Source organism: Pseudoalteromonas sp. Z1A2 (assembly GCF_011378755.1).
Lineage (GTDB): Bacteria > Pseudomonadota > Gammaproteobacteria > Enterobacterales > Alteromonadaceae > Pseudoalteromonas > Pseudoalteromonas distincta.
On sequence record NZ_WTKX01000004.1, the window covers coordinates 19,807 to 40,828 of the forward strand.

General features: G+C 38.2%; 18 protein-coding genes. 1 reads left to right on the top strand and 17 read right to left on the bottom strand.

Annotated features, from left to right (window positions below):
* Positions 1-44: 44 nt before the first annotated feature.
* The 6 genes from speB to GQR47_RS04450 all read right to left on the bottom strand — a co-directional run bounded on the left by speB (position 45) and on the right by GQR47_RS04450 (position 7,851).
* On the bottom strand, positions 45-968 hold the full coding sequence (speB, locus tag GQR47_RS04425) for an agmatinase (protein WP_024597470.1): 924 nt from the start codon (positions 966-968) through the stop codon (positions 45-47).
* A gap of 3 nt (positions 969-971) precedes the next feature.
* Positions 972-2,885 (bottom strand): biosynthetic arginine decarboxylase, encoded by a 1,914-nt coding sequence (speA, locus tag GQR47_RS04430; RefSeq protein ID WP_002958572.1) that lies wholly within the window; start codon positions 2,883-2,885, stop codon positions 972-974.
* A gap of 547 nt (positions 2,886-3,432) precedes the next feature.
* Entirely contained in the window at positions 3,433-3,765 is a 333-nt protein-coding gene (locus tag GQR47_RS04435; protein WP_024597469.1) for a YnfA family protein, read from the bottom strand.
* 62 nt (positions 3,766-3,827) lie between these two features.
* Positions 3,828-4,697 (bottom strand): MYG1 family protein, encoded by an 870-nt coding sequence (locus tag GQR47_RS04440; protein ID WP_024597468.1) that lies wholly within the window; start codon positions 4,695-4,697, stop codon positions 3,828-3,830.
* Between the two features lie 232 nt (positions 4,698-4,929).
* Positions 4,930-5,391 (bottom strand): GNAT family N-acetyltransferase, encoded by a 462-nt coding sequence (locus tag GQR47_RS04445; protein ID WP_024597467.1) that lies wholly within the window; start codon positions 5,389-5,391, stop codon positions 4,930-4,932.
* Between the two features lie 207 nt (positions 5,392-5,598).
* A complete protein-coding gene (locus tag GQR47_RS04450) occupies positions 5,599-7,851 on the bottom strand; it encodes an EAL domain-containing protein (RefSeq protein WP_024597466.1) in 2,253 nt (750 codons plus the stop codon).
* Positions 7,852-8,143: 292 nt separating this feature from the next.
* On the opposite strand from GQR47_RS04450, the gene cysZ reads away from it, so the two are divergent.
* Positions 8,144-8,872, top strand: coding sequence for a sulfate transporter CysZ (gene cysZ, locus GQR47_RS04455; protein WP_024597465.1), 729 nt, complete (start codon positions 8,144-8,146; stop codon positions 8,870-8,872).
* Between the two features lie 72 nt (positions 8,873-8,944).
* Here the strand turns inward: cysZ and GQR47_RS04460 are convergent, their stop codons facing one another.
* The 11 genes from GQR47_RS04460 to GQR47_RS04510 form a co-directional block, all read right to left on the bottom strand.
* The gene (locus GQR47_RS04460; protein WP_024597464.1) at positions 8,945-9,466 is read right to left on the bottom strand and encodes a hypothetical protein; all 522 of its coding nucleotides are present in this window, start codon (positions 9,464-9,466) and stop codon (positions 8,945-8,947) included.
* Position 9,467: 1 nt separating this feature from the next.
* Positions 9,468-12,776, bottom strand: a complete 3,309-nt coding sequence (locus GQR47_RS20640; protein ID WP_024597463.1) for a lamin tail domain-containing protein — start codon at positions 12,774-12,776, stop codon at positions 9,468-9,470.
* A gap of 16 nt (positions 12,777-12,792) precedes the next feature.
* On the bottom strand, positions 12,793-13,878 hold the full coding sequence (gene rlmM, locus GQR47_RS04470) for a 23S rRNA (cytidine(2498)-2'-O)-methyltransferase RlmM (RefSeq protein WP_024603455.1): 1,086 nt from the start codon (positions 13,876-13,878) through the stop codon (positions 12,793-12,795).
* Between the two features lie 17 nt (positions 13,879-13,895).
* Entirely contained in the window at positions 13,896-14,264 is a 369-nt protein-coding gene (locus GQR47_RS04475) for a DUF423 domain-containing protein (RefSeq protein WP_024595287.1), read from the bottom strand.
* A gap of 19 nt (positions 14,265-14,283) precedes the next feature.
* The gene (locus GQR47_RS04480; RefSeq protein ID WP_024595288.1) at positions 14,284-14,919 is read right to left on the bottom strand and encodes an alpha/beta family hydrolase; all 636 of its coding nucleotides are present in this window, start codon (positions 14,917-14,919) and stop codon (positions 14,284-14,286) included.
* 2 nt (positions 14,920-14,921) lie between these two features.
* The gene (locus GQR47_RS04485; protein WP_024595289.1) at positions 14,922-15,824 is read right to left on the bottom strand and encodes a transcriptional regulator GcvA; all 903 of its coding nucleotides are present in this window, start codon (positions 15,822-15,824) and stop codon (positions 14,922-14,924) included.
* A gap of 121 nt (positions 15,825-15,945) precedes the next feature.
* Positions 15,946-16,800 (bottom strand): 3-deoxy-8-phosphooctulonate synthase, encoded by an 855-nt coding sequence (gene kdsA / locus GQR47_RS04490; protein ID WP_002958560.1) that lies wholly within the window; start codon positions 16,798-16,800, stop codon positions 15,946-15,948.
* Between the two features lie 9 nt (positions 16,801-16,809).
* Entirely contained in the window at positions 16,810-18,063 is a 1,254-nt protein-coding gene (locus GQR47_RS04495) for a DUF819 family protein (RefSeq protein ID WP_024595290.1), read from the bottom strand.
* A gap of 14 nt (positions 18,064-18,077) precedes the next feature.
* Complete coding sequence (locus tag GQR47_RS04500; RefSeq protein ID WP_002958558.1) at positions 18,078-18,905, bottom strand: tetratricopeptide repeat protein; 828 nt, start codon at positions 18,903-18,905, stop codon at positions 18,078-18,080.
* A gap of 149 nt (positions 18,906-19,054) precedes the next feature.
* Positions 19,055-19,429, bottom strand: coding sequence for a SirB2 family protein (locus GQR47_RS04505; RefSeq protein WP_024595291.1), 375 nt, complete (start codon positions 19,427-19,429; stop codon positions 19,055-19,057).
* A 29-nt stretch (positions 19,430-19,458) separates the two neighbouring features.
* Positions 19,459-21,003 carry a response regulator gene (locus GQR47_RS04510; protein WP_024595292.1) on the bottom strand — a complete coding sequence of 515 codons (1,545 nt, stop codon included), beginning with the start codon at positions 21,001-21,003 and terminating at the stop codon, positions 19,459-19,461.
* Between the last annotated feature and the right edge of the window lie 19 nt (positions 21,004-21,022).

The window sequence follows — 21,022 nt, forward strand, 5'->3', positions numbered from 1 at the left end:
GTATGCAAATGCATACCCTTTTTTGTAGTACAAAATTTATAAAATTAGTACTTATTTTTATGCGTCCACAAATGCAGTAATTCGCTCGCAATGGTTGCTGCAGCAATTGCGGTAAGCTCACTTTGGTCGTACGAAGGTGATACTTCTACCACATCCATACCCACCATGTTTATGCCTTTTAGCGCACGCAGTACTTTAAGTACTTTATCTGACGTTAAACCACCACACACAGGAGTGCCTGTACCAGGCGCAAACGCAGGGTCTAAACAATCTATATCAAACGTTAAGTAAACAGGTAGGTCACCTACTCGCTCAAGTATTTGCGCTGCAATATCATTAGCATGTAAATCGTTGGCTTGCATTGCATCAATCACAGCAAACTCATGTTTACTTTGATCAAAGTCGGTACGAATACCTATTTGTATACTGTGCTCAACATCAATCAGCCCTTCCATTGGTGCATGATAAAACATAGTGCCGTGATCAAATCGCGAGCCATTGCTATAAGTATCGGTGTGCGCATCAAAATGCACTAACGCCATTTTGCCATGTATTTTTGCATGAGCACGTAATAGCGGAAGCGTTACAAAGTGATCGCCCCCTAAACCTAATAGTGTTTTACCTTGGCGAAGTATTTGATCCGCAGCCATTTCTAGTTGCGCAGTAAAATACTCAGGATCCCCGACAGGGTAAGTAAAGTCCCCTGCGTCTGCCACTTTTAAGCGCTCAAACAACGGGAACGTCCACGGGTATTTAGTGTCTTCCCATGCTAAATGAACCGATGCACGACGAATTGCATCAGGGCCTAAGCGCGCACCAGGGCGGCCCGAGGTCGCTAAATCAAACGGTAAGCCTAAAACCACTACGTCTGCATCAATTGCATTAATGTTTTGCACCATAGGACGACGTAAAAACGTCATCCCATTTGAGTACAATGAGTGATCTGCGTGACCAAACAAAGTCGACATTGCTTATAACTCTTCTAAATAAGTGTAGCCATCAAGGCCGCTTTGCAACTCGTCTAAAACGCTTTGCTGTTCGTGTTTTTCAATTTTAGTGCTTACTAACTGCTCGTATGATTGCTGAAAACTTTCAACATCTAAATGTACGTAGCGCATCATATCGGCCACAGTGTCACCTTGGTTTATCTCGGTAATACTTGCAACGCCTTGCTCATCCATATTGACAATTGCGCTGTGCGTATCGCCAAACAAGTTATGCATGTCACCTAAAATTTCTTGATAAGCACCCACCAAGAAAAAGCCCATTAAATAAGGTTTATCGGCACTAAATTCTGGCACTGGTAATGTGCTTTCAATACCTTGTCCATCTACATAATGCTCAAGTGCGCCATCTGAATCACAGGTTATATCAAGTAATACGGCACGTTTTTTTGGCGCTTCAGTCAAGCCACTTAATGGCAATACCGGAAACACTTGATCAATGCCCCATGCATCTGGAAGGGATTGAAATAACGAGAAGTTTACAAAAAACTTATCGGCTAAACGTACGTTTAACTCGTCAATAATCGGACGATGAAAACGGTTTTTATTATCCATGTGCTTGTTGAGTTCATAACAAATACGAATATTAATTTGCTCAGCCCATGCACGTTGCGATAAGTCTAATAACCCGAGTGCAAATTGGTTATGCGCTTCAGCTAAATCACCTTGGCTGTCGTGATAAATCTCAATTAATGCACGGTCATCCGTTAAATCAGTTAACTGTACAAACGATGCCCACATGTTTTTTAATAACAGGGGGGCATCTGCCGCTGGCGCTACTAACTCTTCTGGCGTGTAACTTTCAGTACCAATAACATTAGAAATAAGCACAGCATGATGCGCCGTAAGCGCACGACCCGACTCAGAAATAATAGTCGGCATTGGTTGCTCATATTGCTTACATGTATCACCAATGGTGTACACAATGTTATTCGCATATTCAGCTAAGCTGTAATTCATAGAGTTATGCGACTGGCTACGCGTGCCGTCATAATCAACAGCTAAACCGCCACCTACATCAAGGCAATCAATTTCTGCGCCTAGTTTACGTAGCTCACAGTAAAAACGCGCAGCTTCGCTTACACCTAAACGTACGTCACGAATGTTCGCCATTTGTGACCCTAAGTGAAAATGCACAAGCTGCAATAAATCAAGCTGGTTTGCGCCTTTTAAACGATTAACTACATGTAAAACTTGCGATGCAGATAAACCAAATTTTGATTTTTCGCCGCCACTCGCTTGCCACTTACCTTTACCTTGCGACGCTAAACGTACACGAATACCAATGCGTGGTTTTACGTTAAGCTCTTTTGCTTGGCTAAGGACCATGTCTAGCTCAGAAAGCTTTTCAAGTACGATATACACTTTATGACCTAGCTTTTCGCCAATAAGTGCTAAACGTACGTATTCTTTATCTTTGTAGCCATTACATACAATAACAGCGCTGGTTTTTTCAGCCAGTGCTAGTACCGTTAGTAATTCAGGCTTGCTGCCGGCTTCTAAACCAAGTTGCTTTTTTTCTACTTGTGCTTGGCTTGCTACTATTTCTTCAACCACTTCACGTTGTTGGTTTACTTTTATTGGGTAAACTAATAGGTAGTCTTTAGGGTAACCATAGTTTTCAATCGCAGTATTAAATGCGCCGCATAAGCTGTGTACACGATGGTGTAAAATTTGCGGAAAACGAACTAAGGCAGGTAAGCTTAAACCTTTATCTTGTAGTTGCTTTGCGATATCTGTTAGTGCAATGGTTTGCTCTGGGGCATGAGCCTTGGGCGCAACATACACATCACCTTGATCATTAATACCAAAAAAACCTTGGCTCCAATGACGAACATTGTAGCTCGTACGAGCTTGTTCTAGTGATGTTGTCTCTTTCATTTATCTTTCTCTTTTATTTAATTAATGCCGACTCGGCTAGTGCCGCGCATTAAAAGAAAAATAGAGATTCAAGTCCAACAAGTATTTTTACTCGTAACGAGTGATTTTTGATGTTAAAAAAATAACCAAACAACTATTGCCCGCTAGCATATATAAAACAGGACTTTGATGATTTTTAAAGATAAGAAAAGTTATAAAAAATGGCTGTTTTTAAATGACTCATTATAAATTTTATTAGCAAAAATGAATTAGCTCATTCAATAAAATTCATCTTGAGTTACTTTGTTTATAAAATTTACTTTTGATGGATTAGAGCAAGACGTTCTCAACACCTCAATTACTCACAGTTGAGGCTGCGTGTTGTGACCAAGTAATACCTATGTATTCTGCAAAGTGAATAAAAACTGCACGTCAAAAACGTTTAGCATACATCCACCAGCTTCAATCATGACTTGGCGCATATGTAGCGTTAGGTATTGCCTGTGGTATTGAAAGTAGGAAATTGCAGTAGTGTATAAGCGAATTCGATTAATTGAGTATAAGCTAGCTATGCACTTTTTGGGGCGAACATAATTATAGCCATACCTAGCAGTGCAACTAAACCACCAATAATATCCCACATAGTAAGCTTTACGCCATCTACAACCCATAACCATAATAGCGCAACACAAATATATACGCCGCCATAAGCTGCATATACCCGCCCTGCTGCAGTAGGTTGTAAAGATAGCAACCATGCAAATAGTACCAAACTTAACGCTGCAGGAATTAAAAGTAAAATGCTTTTATCTTGTTTTAGCCAAAGGTAGGGCAAATAGCACCCCACTATTTCAGCTAAGGCTGTAATAATAAAAAGTGCGATTGTTTTTAATTCAAACATAATGCTCCGCGCAAAAATAACAAGCATAACAATCTATATAAATTGTTATGCTTAGTGCGTTGTTATTCGCTAAGCGCCATAGTGGCAAGTTTCATTGTACTTTCAAACGACTTAGTGCCCGCTATAAATAAACCGTTGTGACAGAACACGGCATCGGCAATACCTGTTTCATCTACAAACGCTTGATCAGATAAACCAGACCACGCTTTAGGAAGCGGTTTTCTATCTTCAAACGAGCCAGGCTCAACGGGTACTGTTTGTAATATCCATTGCCCAGAATGCGATGGGTAAACCATGTATAGCGCCTCACTTGATAAAATATGCACTGTTTTTTTCCACGGTGTGTACTTTTCAAGCACGATTACTCTAGCATCTTCTGCATTTTCAATTGCTTTGGCGACAATCTCTTTTGCATTAACACTACCGTGAGCTGAGGCGATAAAACGAATGAGCATACGTGCTGCAAATTCAACGGCTTCATCAAAGCAGGTATCAAAGTTACTTTCTTCTTCCCATGTAGGGTTAAACATTGAAATTGTTTGGCTCAAGCTTATCCCTTTCGATACACCTTCAACATGACCACAATCAATGGCGTCAATAGTTGAAACTAAGCCTGAATCCACTCTATCAGCAACGGCCTGGTTATCATCACACAGTGCTAAGCCGTATTTTTTCCACACTAAACCAAATGATGAAAAAGGAATGCCATTTTCTCGCTCGCCTGCACCACCACGTTGATGATGATCAAAGCGATTAGTTTCAGGGTCGTATTCCCCACCTACATCTATTACGTAGTCGGCACTTTCTATAAGCGCTTTATCGCGTGTGCGTACCAATTTAAACGTTGGCAAAACATGTTTAAGTACCGCAATACTAAAAACGTCATCTGCATGAAAATTACCATTGTGGGTTACTACTGTTATTTCGCTCATTTGTTTATTGCTACTTTTAGAAAAGATAAAAATTCTCGCTTTGTAAGTTAGTCACTAATTATCGAGGCAGATTTTATACGAAGACAGGTGTTAAAAACAGTGAAGTATTTTTGCATCACTATAAAAGCTGCTTTTATAGTTACTAGTTTGAGTATGACTTTTATTACAAGATAATAATGAAGGCAGATATTTACGACACATTAAGCTTTAACATGTCGCAGCGTTAATGAACTTATTTACTAAGCCCTAATTCCATAAAAACACTTTGTGGATTATCTACATATGAGCCAAAACTGCTACAGCGTTTAAAGCCTAAATTTTCATATAAATTGATTGATTTCATTTGTTTTGGGCCTGTTTCTAAGCGTATTAACGGGATTTGTTTTTCGCCAGCTTGATGCAATAAAATCTGCATAATACGTCTTGATAGCCCTTTACCACGATGACTTGGTTTTACATATAAACGTCTTATTTCGCCGTAAGGCTGGGTATCAAATTTCTCTACAATCGCACCGCAGGCAATAATACCTTCTTCAGTTTTTAAACCAATAGCGTACACATTAGGTAAGGTTAATTCGTTTAACTCCAGAGACTGTGCGGTAGCCACAGGATATAAAGAATTTATAAGTCGGTCTATATCATCAAATACATTTACCACGTCGGGATCATTCGGGTTCAAATCGACTAACTGCATAAAGCTTCCATTCATTGTTATAAGTTTATTAAGCTTTAAATAATATATTTAAGCGGTCATAGCTTAGCATTGTTTAATTAAAAAATCTTTACTCCTTATTTAGCATATGGGTTATGACATTTCACCAGCTAAAAGAGCAAAAGTGGCCTAGCAAGTGTGTAAATTTTGCTAAATTATTACTAATTAATAAATAGTAGTGTTCAAGTATTATTGCGCATTAGTATTAGCGCTATGCCATTTTGCATAGCCTTCTTTATCCATCGGCCTTGCAATTAAGTAGCCTTGCATGGCGTCAATATTCATTTTTTTAAGTAAGTCATATTGTTCTGTTGTTTCTACGCCCTCTGCAACTACCTCTAAGTTTAAGCTTTTTCCTAAACTGATAATTGTTTGCGCAATATTAAAGCCAACCGTGCTATCTAAAATTTTATCAATAAAGCTTTTATCTATTTTTAATTCTTTAACAGGAAACGCACTTAAGTACGCTAAGCAGGAGTAACCGGTTCCAAAATCATCAATCGAAAATAAAAAGCCAGCGGCAATGAGTTCTTTCATTTGCCTAATTGTATAATCTATATCGCTTGAGAGCATTGACTCAGTTATTTCTAACTTAATTTGCTGTGCCCGAATATCAAATTTATTGATAGTGCTAAACAGCTCTCCTTTTAAATTTGATGAATTAAACTGGCTTTGACTAATATTAATTGAAACACTAAACGAGTCGTCAATTATGTTATCTGCTTTAAGTTCGTTTATTAAAATACATATATCATGTAAAACAATATTTTGTAGTTTTTGAATAAGCCCGTATTGCTCTGCAATTGGTATAAATTCGTTTGCCGCTATTAACCCTTTTTGAGGATGGTTCCACCTAATGAGTGCTTCAGCACCAATAACATCACCATACGTATTTACCTGAGGCTGAAAATAAGCACAAAACTCATCAGATGCAATCGCTCTGACTATATCTGTTTCTAGTTCAGTTTGTTTTTCAAGCAGTGTTTGTAAGGCTGGATCGTAAAAGCTACTGCTATTCCCCCCTTTATTTTTAGAACGATACATAGCCGTGTCTGCAAATTTTAATATATTGCCTGCCTGCGCATTTACGCTATCAATTAGACAAATACCTATGCTGCAGCTTACTTGAAATGCAAGGTTGCCCACTTCAAATTTATCATGAAAAGCTCTTTGGATCTCTTTGGCTACTATTTTGCACTCGATGCTCGCCTGCTGTGTATTTTCTCCAACGTGTTTTAGTAAAATAATAAACTCATCGCCACCCGCTCTGGCCAACGTATCAGATCCTTTTATTATTGCGCTTAACCTTTTTGATAATTCCACAAGTACTTCATCACCCGCACTGTGCCCAAGTGAATCATTAATACGCTTAAAATTATCTAGGTCTAAAAATAATAACGCCCCTATATTTTTATCACGCTTAACACTCTCCACACACATGCTTAATTTGTCGCTAAGCATTCTTCTATTTGGAAGATTCGTTAATGGGTCATAAAAGGCAAGCTTATGTACTTCTTGTTCGGCCTTTTTCTTTATTGAAATATCTCTGGCCATCCATACTACGTGCCTTTTTGTAGGACTATTGGGGTGGTAATGATCTAATGCAGCAGCCCTGCCTTCAAAAACTATATTCCCCTTTGGTACAGCTAATTCATATTCAAAAATTTGCGTCTCGTTGGTCGAGAGTGTTTTTTTAATAACGTCCATTATCATTTGTGCATCGTCTTGAGAAAGCAGGTCCTTAACACTTTGACCAATAAGGTCCTTGCTTGAATCAAGCAGTAACTCATTAGAAGTACCATACACATCGGTATAAATTCCCTCTTCACTTAAAATAAGGATGAGATCGGGCATTACCTTAGTGAAGGCTTTAAACTTTTCATTACTTTGCTGTAAATTCGCGAGAAGCTGTTTTGCTTTGTTAAATTCGTTACTTTTTTCAAGAGCGATACTAGAAAAGTGCACAAAAAAATCGATTAACTCTAAATCTTGCTTTGATGGTGATTTAGGAGTGCTGTGATAGATAGCAAAGGTGCCTAATAAATCGGCTTGAGTTGAGAAAATAGGCGTTGACCAACATGACTTAAGACCAAACTTTAGTGCTAAGTCTTTAAAGTCCTCCCACAGCGGTGAAGTTTCGATATTTTCAACAATAGTGCGCGATTTCGAAAATGCAGTAGTACCACATGAGCCCACTTTTGGCCCTATATAGACTCCATTAAGCAAACTACAGTACTCTGGATGAATATTAGGAGCTGCGCAATGAAAAAGCTGCTGGCCTTTAACTGATAAAATTGAACACCTAGCGGATTCATCATCAATAATCTGCTCGATTGATGAACAAATTTCAGTAAGCACCTCACTTAAAGGTACCCCTAATGCAATTTTAGATAAAATGCCTTGCTGGTGAGATAATAACTTTTTTAACCTATCCGTACCCATTTTCCTTTACCCGTATTATTTATACACATTGAAACAACAAAAGCTTTAATCAAGCGCTTTTTTCTTACGCAGTAAAGTTCAGTATAGTCATGATTAGTAAGTTTTTTATTTTATTGGCAAAAAATAATCGGGCCTGTCTTAAATAATCATAGTTGCATATTACTGAACACCTATTGTTACTATATAAACAAAACCACAATATTAAAGCTAACACTTTGTTACTTAAAAGTACTGTTCAAAATTTTTAAGCTATTTATACTATAAGTAATGGTAAATATTTTTTGAGGTTACAGTGCAGATCACACAAGGTATGGAATACTTTCTTTCGGGGTTTAAATTAATTAGCCAAAAAGGGCTAAAGCGTTTTGTCCTTATTCCGCTATTAATTAATATTTTGCTGTTTGGTAGCTCGCTGTTTTTTTTAGTTGGCTGGTTAAGTGATAGTTTTAGCTACATAAACAACATGCTCCCCGAGTGGTTAAGCTGGTTAGAGTGGCTAATGTGGCCTATTGCTGTATTAGTTGTTTTGTTTAGCTATAGTATGCTCTTTACAGTTATCACTAATTTTATTGCAGCCCCTTTCAATGCGCTCTTGAGTGAAAAAGTTGAGCTTTACCTAACAGGTCAAAAAATTAACGATGACGGCTTTGCCGAACTAGTTAAGGATATACCTCGCATGCTTGCCCGTGAGTGGACAAAACTATGCTACTACCTTCCTCGCGCAATTGGCTTTTTTATATTGTTATGGGTTTTACCGGTCATTGGTCAAATACTATGGGTGTTATTTACTTGTTGGATGTACGCAGTTCAATACGAAGACTATGCGTTTGATAATCATAAAATTGACTTTAAGCAAATGAAAGACGATTTAAAATCTAAGCAAGGTTTGTCATACGGATTTGGTTTTGCTGTTATGTTGTTAACTGCTATCCCTTTTATAAACTTAATAGTTATGCCAGTCGCAGTGTGCGGTGCAACACGTTTATGGGTAGATAACTATCGTCCAAAATATCGCAGTTAATTAAAAGGTTGCTAACTTTTTCAATATCCGAAGGACACCGCATTCTAGATTAAAAAGCACCTAAGGTGCTTTTTAATCTATTTTTAAAGCAATAAACTCAAGCGATGCACGCCTTGGTAGTGCATCGCTTTGTTTATCTACTTCTTCAAATTTTTTAATCAAAATACTAAAGCGCTGATTATTAATATTAACGGCTGTAACTTCACCAATTTTTATACTGTAGTTTTGCTGCTGATCAAACAGCTTTAGTATTTGACCTTTTACACGCTCTACGTATAAATAAGGTGTTTGGTCTGGCATCTTTAAACGAATGACATTGATTTTACTTAGTTCATGTACCGCGACCCAATTCTGGCTCTGCATTAACGTATTATAACGACTAATACCTTCAGGCTGATAAACAACATCTTGGCTTATAACGCATGTATTACAGCCCTTTACTGATTCAATTCGCCAGTCAACAGCTGTATTTTTATAATACAAATTATCATTTTTTAGTAACCACTCACGTGCATTGTTAGTATCGCTACACGCTATTAGTAAGCTAAAAAAACTACTCAAGATAATAGACTTAGTGCTTAGCATTGGCTTCATACTATTGCTCTTTAATTGCTTTTAACTCAGCAATAATTGCACTACTTGGCTGTGCTTCTTTTATATAACTGGGCAGCGTTTCAATATTAGCAGGCGAGCTTTGTAAATTATGCACCTTACTGTTATTTGTATTTGGCACGCCAAATCGATTACCTGCACTTTGCATATAAAACTGTAAATTAAGCATGCTCCACTCATCTACATCACTCAGTATTGATATTGTATTATCTTGGTTAGTATCAAAGCTGGTTAAGCTTTCGGTGTTAATTGCATTACAATTAAAATCAACAGGTAGTGAGCTATTTCTATTTAACCCCTGTACTTCAAGTATGGTGCTTTCATTTAAATCTGCTGAACTACCATTTGAATAATCAATAATAAAATCATCCGTAGAGCCTAAATGACTATTTGTATTTGGTGCAATATCGCAACTAGCATTGCCTGGGTAAAAACGCTCATAGTAGCGGTCGCCTTCGTTATTACCTATTGTTGATAAACCCGCTAATTGATATAAATAATTCATAGAGCTTAAATGATTAGGCTTAAAATTAACTTCTTCATCACCGCCATGGTATAAACCTAAGTTATGACCTAACTCATGAAATATTGTTGATGCTTGATAATTATAAGTTACATTGGTTGCTACTTGCGTATCAAGCGTTAAACCCCAGCCCCCCATAGTTACCATTAAATCATTACCGCTTATCTCAGCAATACCCGAACCACTAATACTACCGTCTTCGTTACCACTACTTGCCATTAATAAATAATGGAAAATGGGCCTGCGAGTTATATCGCTATATTCCATTTTATAAGCAAATAAATTAGGGCTACTTAAATCGTATTCAAACGGGGTATAGCTATTAAAAGGGACAAGATTTCCGCCACCTAAATCAAAGTTTTGCGGTGCTGTATTTGTATTTTGATCAAACAAATCACCTACGTCAAAGTGGACTGTATAGCCTTTTTCTGCAAAAACAGTGGCTACTTTTTCAAGTGCTGTTCGATGTGGAGTAATACCTACATCACTGCTGTCCATATAATCAACTTCAATAAATATATCTTTTTGTGCGGTACGCGCCCCCCACTCATAAAGTGGTAAACCCGCGAATGTTGTACCCTGTTGCTCAGCGCAATCAGGAATACCATCCTCATCATCATCTATTGTGCAATTTATATTGTTTGGCCCAGCGGGTGTGTTAAACACAGAATAACTCCAATCAGTACTTTGATTAGTGTCTTTCGCATTAAGATCGCGCTTTAAGCTGCCTCCTTGCTCGGAAATGATTTGCTCTGCGTTACTACCTTGCCATTGTGATGGCGTTACTGGTTCTTGTACTGAGTTACCAAATTTTACAAAGTCGATTGTTTGTGTACCTGCACTATTAAGTAATTCTACAAAACCGTTTATGTACCAATAAGGTCTAATTTCATCACTAGCATTACCTACAAGCGCTATTTTAGGGTTGTTAACTGACGCATTTACTAAAAAATCATCTCCAAACTTACTTTGTAAAATAAGGTACTCACCATTTTCAAGCTCTTTATTGGGCAGTGAAAAAGTTGTCTGCGCACTAGTCGAGCTATTAATCATATTAATACTGCGGGATTTAAGCGAATAACTCTGTAAGTTTACAGCAGCCCCTGTGCCGTTATAAATTTCAATCCAAGGTAAGTCGTTACTAAATTGCACAGAAGAAACTTCCGTTATTTTTATATCTTGGCTAGAGGTAGTAAAAGAAGTAGCTGTTTGCGTTTCAATGGCCGTATCATCAAAATTAGTTAAATCAGCTGTAACACGGACAATATATTGGGTATCTTCATTAAAGCTTGCGCTTACATTTACATTATGAAAATAAGTACTTGTGTCACTAGTAGTACCCGACAAACTTTCAATATTTAAGGCCAAGCAAGTAGTAAAATCATCTGCTGACACTTGTACACTTCCTGTACAAGCACCACTACTAGAATTAACTGCTAAAGTGCTCGTTAGCATAATATCTGAAAATGTAATACTAACAGGGCTATCTACAAGAACTGGGTCATTATTACTTTGGGGTGTTACGTTACTAATTGTAGCGGGCGTTGAATCAACCACAGTAATATTCAGGGTAAATTCGGTTGTGTCTTTTGAATCAGACGCAGTTAACGTATAGCTTTGTGAAGTGATACTGTTTGCAGGAGGCGTGTAGCTAAAAAGTAAGGCTTGTGCATCAATAACACTAATTTGTGCACCATTTAAATCATCACCAAAATCAATCTGAACGGTATCGTTATCGGCATCGTTAACTACTAAACTAAATTCTGTGGCTTGATTATATTGCACGCTAATACTTACATCATCTGCAGTTGGTGGATTGTTTGGTGCTAATACTACAACTGTTTTTTGAGCGCTATTTGTAGCGTTATCGTCATCGGTTACAGTAACCACAAATGTAACATTGGTATTTTGTGAAACAGTGGGCGCATTAAAGCTAATGCTTGTTTGTGTTTGAGTAAGTTCAACTACAGGACCACTTATTTGCTGCCAAGTTATGCTATTAATACTACCATCGCTGTCTTGTGCATCTGCAACTAAGGTTACACTGTCACCTTTTTCAGCTTCTTCAGGGCCTGTAACAATGACTGTTGGCGCGCTATTTACTTGATTAATTAAAACCGTTTTACTCGCTTGAGCGCTTTTACCTGCATTGTCAGTTACGGTTACGCTAAAACCTAGTGTTGTATTTTCAGATACATTAGGGGCGGTAAAACTAAGGACTCCATCAGTTTGTGAAAACTCAACATTGTCCCCAGCAGACTGAATCCAATTAATATTACTTATAGTGCCATCTGTATCTTGAGCGTTAGCAACTAAACTAACTTGTGTGCTGGCAAGTGCACTACTTGGGCCTGTTATATTAACTGTAGGAGCATTATTTTGAGAGGTGATAGTGCCTGAAAAAACTTGTTGTGCAGTAGCACCTGAGTTGTCAGTAACTGTAACCGAAAAGCTAAAGGTCGTATCGGTTGTTACACTAGGTGCAGTGGCTGTAAGCGTGTTACCGTTAGAGGTAAACGTAAACTCGGGCCCGCTAAGTTGTTGCCATTGATAGCTGGCAATTTGTCCGTCGCTATCACTTGCAAGCGCTGTAATAGTAAATGATTGATTAGAAGTAATAACGTTACTGCTAACTGAAAGCGTAACACTGGGCGCAGCGTTACCAGAGGGCGTAGTTGTATCACTACTTTCGCCTCCCCCGCCACAACCTGTGATTAAAAGTGATAAAAAAAGTAAACTTAGCCATTTATTAATATTGTTTTTTACCACTTTTAGCCTCTACATATTAACTATACAAATTTTGTGGCACCTTAGTAACGTTTAAATGAACGGTTATTTCCTCACGATCATGATATAGATGTTTAGCTTGCAACTCGTAATTGATACCTTGTTTCTCAAGCTCTTTTCTGATCATCGAAAGACATTCATAAACACTATCAAAGCGTTTTTTCATAGGCAGCTTTAAGTTAAATATAAACTCTTTTGCGTATGCATTTACTGCCCAGTCAATCATTAGCGTAGTCACTTTGGTCGGTTTTTCCACCATATCGCACACTAACCAAGTAATATTTCTTTTTTCTGGGCGATATTTAAAACCGTCGGCTCTAAAATGTTTAACTTGCCCAGTTTGCATTAAATCGTCATTCATTGGGCCGTTATCAATCGCACTTACAAACATACCACGGCGTACAAGCTGATAAGTCCAACCACCTGGGCATGCACCTAAATCAACACTGCGCATACCGGCAGCTACGCGTGACTCGCGTTGTTGCTCAGGTATAAATACGTTAAATGCTTCATCGAGTTTTAACGTTGAGCGACTCGGTGCATCGCTTGGCATACGAAGGCGCAAAATACCCATGAAAAATGGAGAATTATTAAAGCTATACGAGTAACCAACATAAGCCGTATTGTTTGTTAAAAACATGACATGCATTACTGGGCGATTTGCTTTTGGCTCACGTAGTACAGTATTTTGTTTTTCGAGGGCTTTTTTAAGCGGTGTTGAGATTTTTTTACAGAACGTTAAAAGCTCTTTGCCTTCGTTTGTGTCTGGCGTTTCAACGCGCAGTTCTGAGCATAATGTAAAATCTTTAGCAGCTTCAACTACTGCGCTCACACGGTCCTCTAGTGGCATGTTTTCAAGTAATGTGCCGGCAAACCATTGACGTGCAAACACCATGTTTTTAAAATCAACTTTTTTGATTATTTCGTCGCTGTGATGCGCTTCAAAACATTCGTAAACAACATAACCTGTATTTGGTTTTGCTTTTACATACCCTGCAAAACCTTGCTCTGCAGCATGAAACGTTATTTCAGCAGCGGCATCGTTTTCAAAACCACTACGACAAAAAATCACAACACTAGACATATTAACCCTTAAACTCTTTAAAACTTAAATCGTGCAACTTGCACTAAAATAACAATCCAACCAATAATAAAGCACAACCCACCAAGCGGTGTTATAGGCCCAAGCCACTTCATTCCTGTTAGAGCGAGTAAATATAAACTACCACTGAAAAGTAGTGTGCCCATTATAAAAAAGCCACCAGCCCAACTCAGGTTTATGCCCCATTTAATTAAAATAGCCACCGCAATAAGTGCAAGTCCATGTACCATTTGATACTCAGCAGCCGTTTTAAAAACGCCTAATGAATACTCCGATAAGCGGCTTTTTAAACCATGGGCAGCAAATGCACCTAACATCACCGAAAGCATACAAAAAATACTACCGGTCATTAAAAATAATTTAATCATCTAACCCCCTGCTCAAGTCTTAACGTATCTCAATTTGTTGCTTAATAAATTCAACGGCACTTAACGCTGCTGTTGCTCTATTTTGCAGCTCAGTTACGCCACTTTTTTTACGTGGTTTTAATGAATGATCGCCATCACTCAGCCAAGTAAACAAAGGCTGCTTTGGCATTTTCATAGTAAGAAGTTCTTCACGTGTGCCAAATGTATCTCGCTCGCCCTGTAATACTAAAAAAGGGCAAACAATATCAGCAAAATGATCGGTGCGTAATTTTTCTGGCTTACCCGGCGGATGAAATGGATAACCAAATGCTATAACACCTGAAAGGCTTTGCTCTGTACTACATGCAAGCATTGATGCCATGCGACCGCCCATCGATTTACCCCCTATAAACAACGGTAAATCTGGCTGCGCATTCGTTAGCACTCGTTCATAATAAATAAGTAACTTTGGTGCTCGCTCAGGAGGCCTGCGTTTATTAGTTTGTTTAGCGATTTGCATATATTCAAAATCAAATAAACCAACATCAACACCCTGCTCGCTTATTAATTTTGCCATGTGCTGCATAAAGTCAGAATCGCTACCAGCACCTGCGCCATGTGCAAATATAAACTGTGCTATTGCAGGTTGCTCCGTGCTTTTAAACCATTCAATCATTATTAATACTCATGTTCTTGCTCATGCTCTACTAAGCTCAGCATCCACTCTTTAAACGAAACTATTTTACCAAGCTCTGTTTGCGACTCACGAAGCACTAAGTAATACGCATTTTTACTCTCTAGGCTATGATTAAACGGAATTACCAAACGCCCTGCGTCTATGTCGGGTTTAGCTAATACACTATTGCCAATTGCCACACCTTGTCCATGTACCGCTGCTTGTAACACCATAGAGGAGTGGCTAAATATAGGCCCTTGATTTACCTGGATGTTACGCACGCCTGCGGTTTTCATCCACGTTTTCCAGTTTTTACGTGTCGTGTCGTGTAATAGTGTGTGATGCGCTAAATCACTAGGTTGATCAAGCGGCTTTACCCCGCTTAATAACATAGGACTACAAAGTGGTACTAAATATTCGGTATGAAGCTTGTACGCTTGTACGCCATTCCAATGACCCCTTCCATAATAAATAGCAATATCTACGTCATCAGTGAGTGAGTTTTCATCTTGGTCTTGTGCTTTTATTCGCACATCTATCTCTGGATGTAACTCATTAAACAAACTCAAACGAGGCACTAACCACTGAATAGCAAAACTAGGGGTTAGGCTTACCGTTAGTGAGCCCTTAGCGCCACGAGCTAATAGCTTTTCAGTTGCATCAATAAGCTGAGTAAAAATCTCTTTAATATCTAAAAAATAGCCTTGGCCTTCTTCAGTTAATAATAAAGAGCGGTTTTTACGTAAAAACAACTTCAAACCTAAATGCTCTTCAAGTGTTTTTATTTGATGACTTACTGCCGCCTGCGTTACATAGAGCTCTTCAGCAGCTTTTGTAAAACTTAAATGGCGTGCAGCCGCTTCAAAGGCTTTTAATGCGTTTAATGGAGGTACCCGTCTTGACATAATAACCAAGCTTAGAATTAGTTTTTCTTATGCGTGAGATTATATACATCATATAAGTTTGTGTATATTAAAGGCATAAAAAAAGCGACCTGAGTCGCTTTTTAATAAACATCATGCTTAATTATAAATCGCTTGCACTTGTATCAAGTGGGGCAAAACTTTTAATTAAATCATCAACTGCTTTCATTTGCGTTAAGTAGCCTTCTAACTTACTAAGTGCTAGCGCACATGGGCCATCACATTTAGCTTCGTTAGGATTTGGATGCGCTTCGATAAATAAACCAGCAATACCCAATGCCATACCGCTGCGCGCAAGCTCTGCAGCTTGTGCACGACGACCATCAGCAGAGTCAGCTCGTCCACCAGGGCGTTGTAGCGCATGTGTTGCATCAAAAATAACAGGTGCCATTGCCTTCATGTCATCCATACCCAGCATATCAACCACAAGGTTGTTGTAACCAAAGCTAGAACCACGCTCACAAAGAGCTACGTTGTTATTACCAGCTTCATTAAATTTAGTAATGATATGACGCATTTCATGTGGCGCTAAAAACTGTGGTTTTTTCACATTAATAATTGCACCTGTTTTAGCCATCGCCACAACTAAATCTGTTTGACGCGCTAAAAAAGCAGGTAACTGAATTACATCAACAACTTCTGCAACAGGTGCTGCTTGATGCGGTTCATGTACGTCAGTAATTAGTGGAATTTTAAACGTGTTTTTAATTTCTTCGAATATTTTTAAACCTTCTTCCATACCTGGACCACGGTACGAATTGATTGAAGAGCGATTAGCTTTATCAAATGAGGCCTTAAATACATAAGGAATATTTAGTTTCGTCGTAACTTCTACGTAATGCTCTGCAACACGCATTGCTAAATCGCGAGATTCTAATACGTTAATACCACCAAACAGTACAAACGGTTTATTGTTTGCAAGTTCAATTTCATTAATTTTAATAATTTGGTCTTTCATTTAAATTCCTTAAGGTGCAACTGCTTGCATCATTAATCCACAAATATAAGCCATATAAGTACCCACACCGTAGCCTAGTACAGCTAACAAGACACCAACAGGCGCTAGTGACGGATGAAACGCTGATGCGACAACAGGTGCTGACGCTGCGCCGCCCACATTAGCCTGAGAACCCACAGCCATATAAAATAACGGTGCTTTAATCAGTTTAGCCACAATTAACATGATACTTGCATGCACTAACATCCAAATTGCACCCACTAAAAATAGCCCAGGGTTATTGAAAATAGCGGTTACATTCATGTGTAAACCAATCGATGCAACCAAAATATATAAAAAGCTAGAAGCTACTTTTGAAGCGCCAAACGCTTCTATTTGCCTCACTTTAGTAAACGATAAGCCTATACCAATCGTTGTTGATATAACAATTAGCCAAAAGAATTTACTGTTTAAGCTGTATTCTTTTGCCCATTCATAAGTAGTGCCAAAGTACGGCCCCAAAAAGTCAGCGCAAAAGTGTGCTAAGCCAGTTATACCAAATGCAATTGCAATCAGCGTCATGTAATCATTAAGAGTTGGAATGCGTGCATGTTCTGCGTGATATTCTTCCACACGCTTTTTCAAATCTTCAATTGCGCTTGTATCAGCACCCGTCGCTGCATCAATCTTTTTATGATTTGCTGCCATTAACAATAAAACAGCCATCCAAATATTAGCGACAATTACATCGACTGTAATCATTACTGAGAATATATCACCACCAACTTCAAACATTTCTTTCATTGATGCTTGGTTAGCACCGCCGCCAATCCAGCTACCTGCAACAGTTGTCATACCGCGCCATACGGCATCTGGGCCATGCCCACCAACAATACTTGGGTCAAATGCGCTCACTACTAAAATAGCTAATGGCCCACCAATAACAATGCCTAAAGTACCCACTAAAAACATAATAAGTGCTTTAGGACCTAAGTTAATAATCGCTTTTAAATCAATACTAATGGTAAGTAGTATTAAACAGGCAGGTAGTAAGTAGCGCGAAGCCACATAATAAACATTAGATTTATTACCATCTACAATACCAAAGGTATTTAATAACGAAGGTAAAAAGTAACACAGTAATAAAGCAGGTACGTATTTATAAAATCGTTTTAAAGCTGGACGCTCACTGTTTGAGGTTTTAAAAATAAACCCCAAAATAATAGCAAGCAAACCAAGCACAACGGCATCATTTGTAATTAATGCGCTTTGAGTTTCAACCATAATTATTCCTATTCTTAATGGTGCGTTTTATTATTATCTTCTAGTTCTTCTATTTGGTGTTGAATAATCTCTATTGCAGGATCGTCCGGACACTCATCTACAAAAAACTGTAAATCATCACGTGCCATTTTAGGGCAACCGAGCTGATTTAATAAGTAACCTCTGTCGCGTCTCTCATACGGATCGTCGCCTATTAACTCCATTAGCATCTCTACACAGGTTAAAGCATGACCAAATTTATTTTCGCTAATGAAAGACCATTTTTGCTGAGCTAAAAATAACTTATATACTTCGTCATCAAAAATCAGTTCTAGTGGCTCTTGCTCTTGACCATCATCTTCATCTGCGTTTTCAGGGATAATATACCAACTTTGTTGTCCACTGCTTGGCTCTATTATGTAGCCTTCTTCATCACTAATCGCCACATGTACGCCAACATCACCTTGGGTAAGACTAAGGTTCGCGTCACAGTTAGCTTGTTGTAAAAAATGACAAAGTATAATTGCCAGTGTTGTAGGTGAACCACTGCGCATAGAAAGCGTATAGCTTAATGTATTTAATTTATATTCAGGCACTTTTAAACCTGATGCACTAAATAGCCAATCACTGTAAAACATATCTAATAATTTTTCGAGGCGATCGTGCTCATCACTCACTTTTAAACACAGCGCTGAAATTTGCTGTTCAAAGTCAGTTAAAGTTTCATAACATGGTGTTAAATCTATCTGAGGGTCCCACTTTGACTCTGCTTTAATACAGCGGTAAATCGCTGGAGGTGTAAATTCATCGTAAGCATCATCAAGATAAGATTCATCGTGTTCGTCAAACCCGAGGGTAGTCATTAATACTGCAACATTTTAGAAAACGAAGGCGTAGTTTACCTAACTTTAAAGCTATATACCAATATAGAGGTGTATTTGAATATTTTCTGAGAGGGAGTTGTATTTGAGCTTTACAAAACACCTATAAAGCTCAAATAGTCAGATATTACTTAAAGCAAAAAAACTGATTTAGACGTCGCTAAATAACCTATCGCTAAAATAACAGCAGTGTTAACTAAAACGTAAGCAACTTTAGCCGCCATTTTAGTTTGTCGGGCGCTTTTAGCCCCAATACCAATGTATATAACCACTAAAACTATTTTTTCTAATAGCCAATATTGTTCAAACGGATTAATTTTAGCCATAAATATAAGCGTAAGTGCAGACACTAATAACAAAGTATCTATACTGTGACTACCAATCATTACCACTTTATTTTTTGCTAATTTACCACTGCCCATTCGCGAAAAAGCGCGAACATAAAATAATATTACACTTAACATCGCAATTGCCATGTGCGAGTGCTTTACTGCTAAATAATCCATATGCCCCTGTACTTCTGTTTTATAAAAATCTAATCAGGAAAACGGCTAAGAACCGCCTCTAACTCATCAAGCTTTTCGTTAAATACTTCAACCATTTTTGGTTCAAAATGTGTGCCTTTTTCAGCATTAATTTCATCAACCACATTTTGTAATGTCCAAGGCTCTTTATAACACCGTTTATGGCGAAGTGCATCGTATACATCAGCAAGTGCGACTATGCGACCAAATACATTAATTGCGTTTCCGCTTAGACCTTGTGGGTAACCAGACCCATCCCATTTTTCATGATGCTCTTTTGCAATAATTGCACCTGTACTCACAATTTCATGGGGAGAGTCTTTTAAAATAGTATAGCCTTTATCAGTATGGGTTTTCATCACTTCCCATTCTTGAGGTTCTAACTTTGCTGGTTTGTTTAAAATCGCATCAGGAATACCCACTTTACCTACATCATGAAGAGGAGACGCCAACCTTACTAAATCTGCATCATGTTTAGATAAACCATAGCCCTCAGCTAAAATATGACAAATATGTGCTACACGTTTAACATGATTACCTGTCTCGGTTGAGCGCTGCTCTACTGCTTCACTTAACCTATAAACAAGCTCTTGTTGTGTCGCTTCTATTTCAGACTGAAGCTGCACATTTTCAAAGGCAAGTTGCACATTTTGAGAAAATATTTTGATTAAATGACGCTGAGTATCCGTTAAATCCTTTGGGACACCTGATATGAACAGCATTGAATTATGATTGTACTCACTACTGCAGTACGCAAATAAGTAATTATCTTTATAAATGATACTTTTATCATTAAGCGCCTGATGACACGCACTTAACTGCTCAGCTTGTAATACCTCATCAAGCTCTTTACCTTCACTTTTTTCAAAATCGCCAGTGCCAGAGCAAACTATTAGTTTTTTATTTTTTTCATGTTCTGGGTTTTGTGCAACTAAAGTGGTGGCATACATAGCTTGATCAGCAATACCCAATAAAGATGTTAATTGCTGCATAACGCCTTCAATAAAGTGCTCTATTGAATGCGCAGAAAAAATATCACGAGACGCTATAATTATTTTCTCAAGCCCTTCGCGTGACTGCTCAATCGAAATAATATCCCGATACGAGCGTAGGCTCGACATAATAACAGTAAATAATTTTTGAGCCGTTAGCTCCGTTTTCGATTTGTAATCGTTAATATCATAATTAATAATGACTTGACGTTCAGGTGCCTGGCCAGGTTGGCCTGTTCTTAAAATAATCCGTATATGATTATTTTTAGCTTCTTCACGAATAAACTTAGCAACCTGCAAACCAGCGTCGTCGGTTTCCATTACCACGTCAAGTAGCACAATAGCGGCATCTGGATGCTCTTTTATGAGCTCTTTCGCTTCAGCACCTGAGTAGGCACTAATAAACTCTAAGCGTTTATTTTGAAATTCAAAATCACTCAGTGCTAGTTTTGTAACAGCATGTACTTCAGGTTCATCATCAACGATTAATACTTTCCAGGTACCGTGTTCAATCTCATCGATTGTTTCTTCTGGTTCATCTGAAAATAAAAAATCACCCATCATAGTCGAAATTCCTTCATGG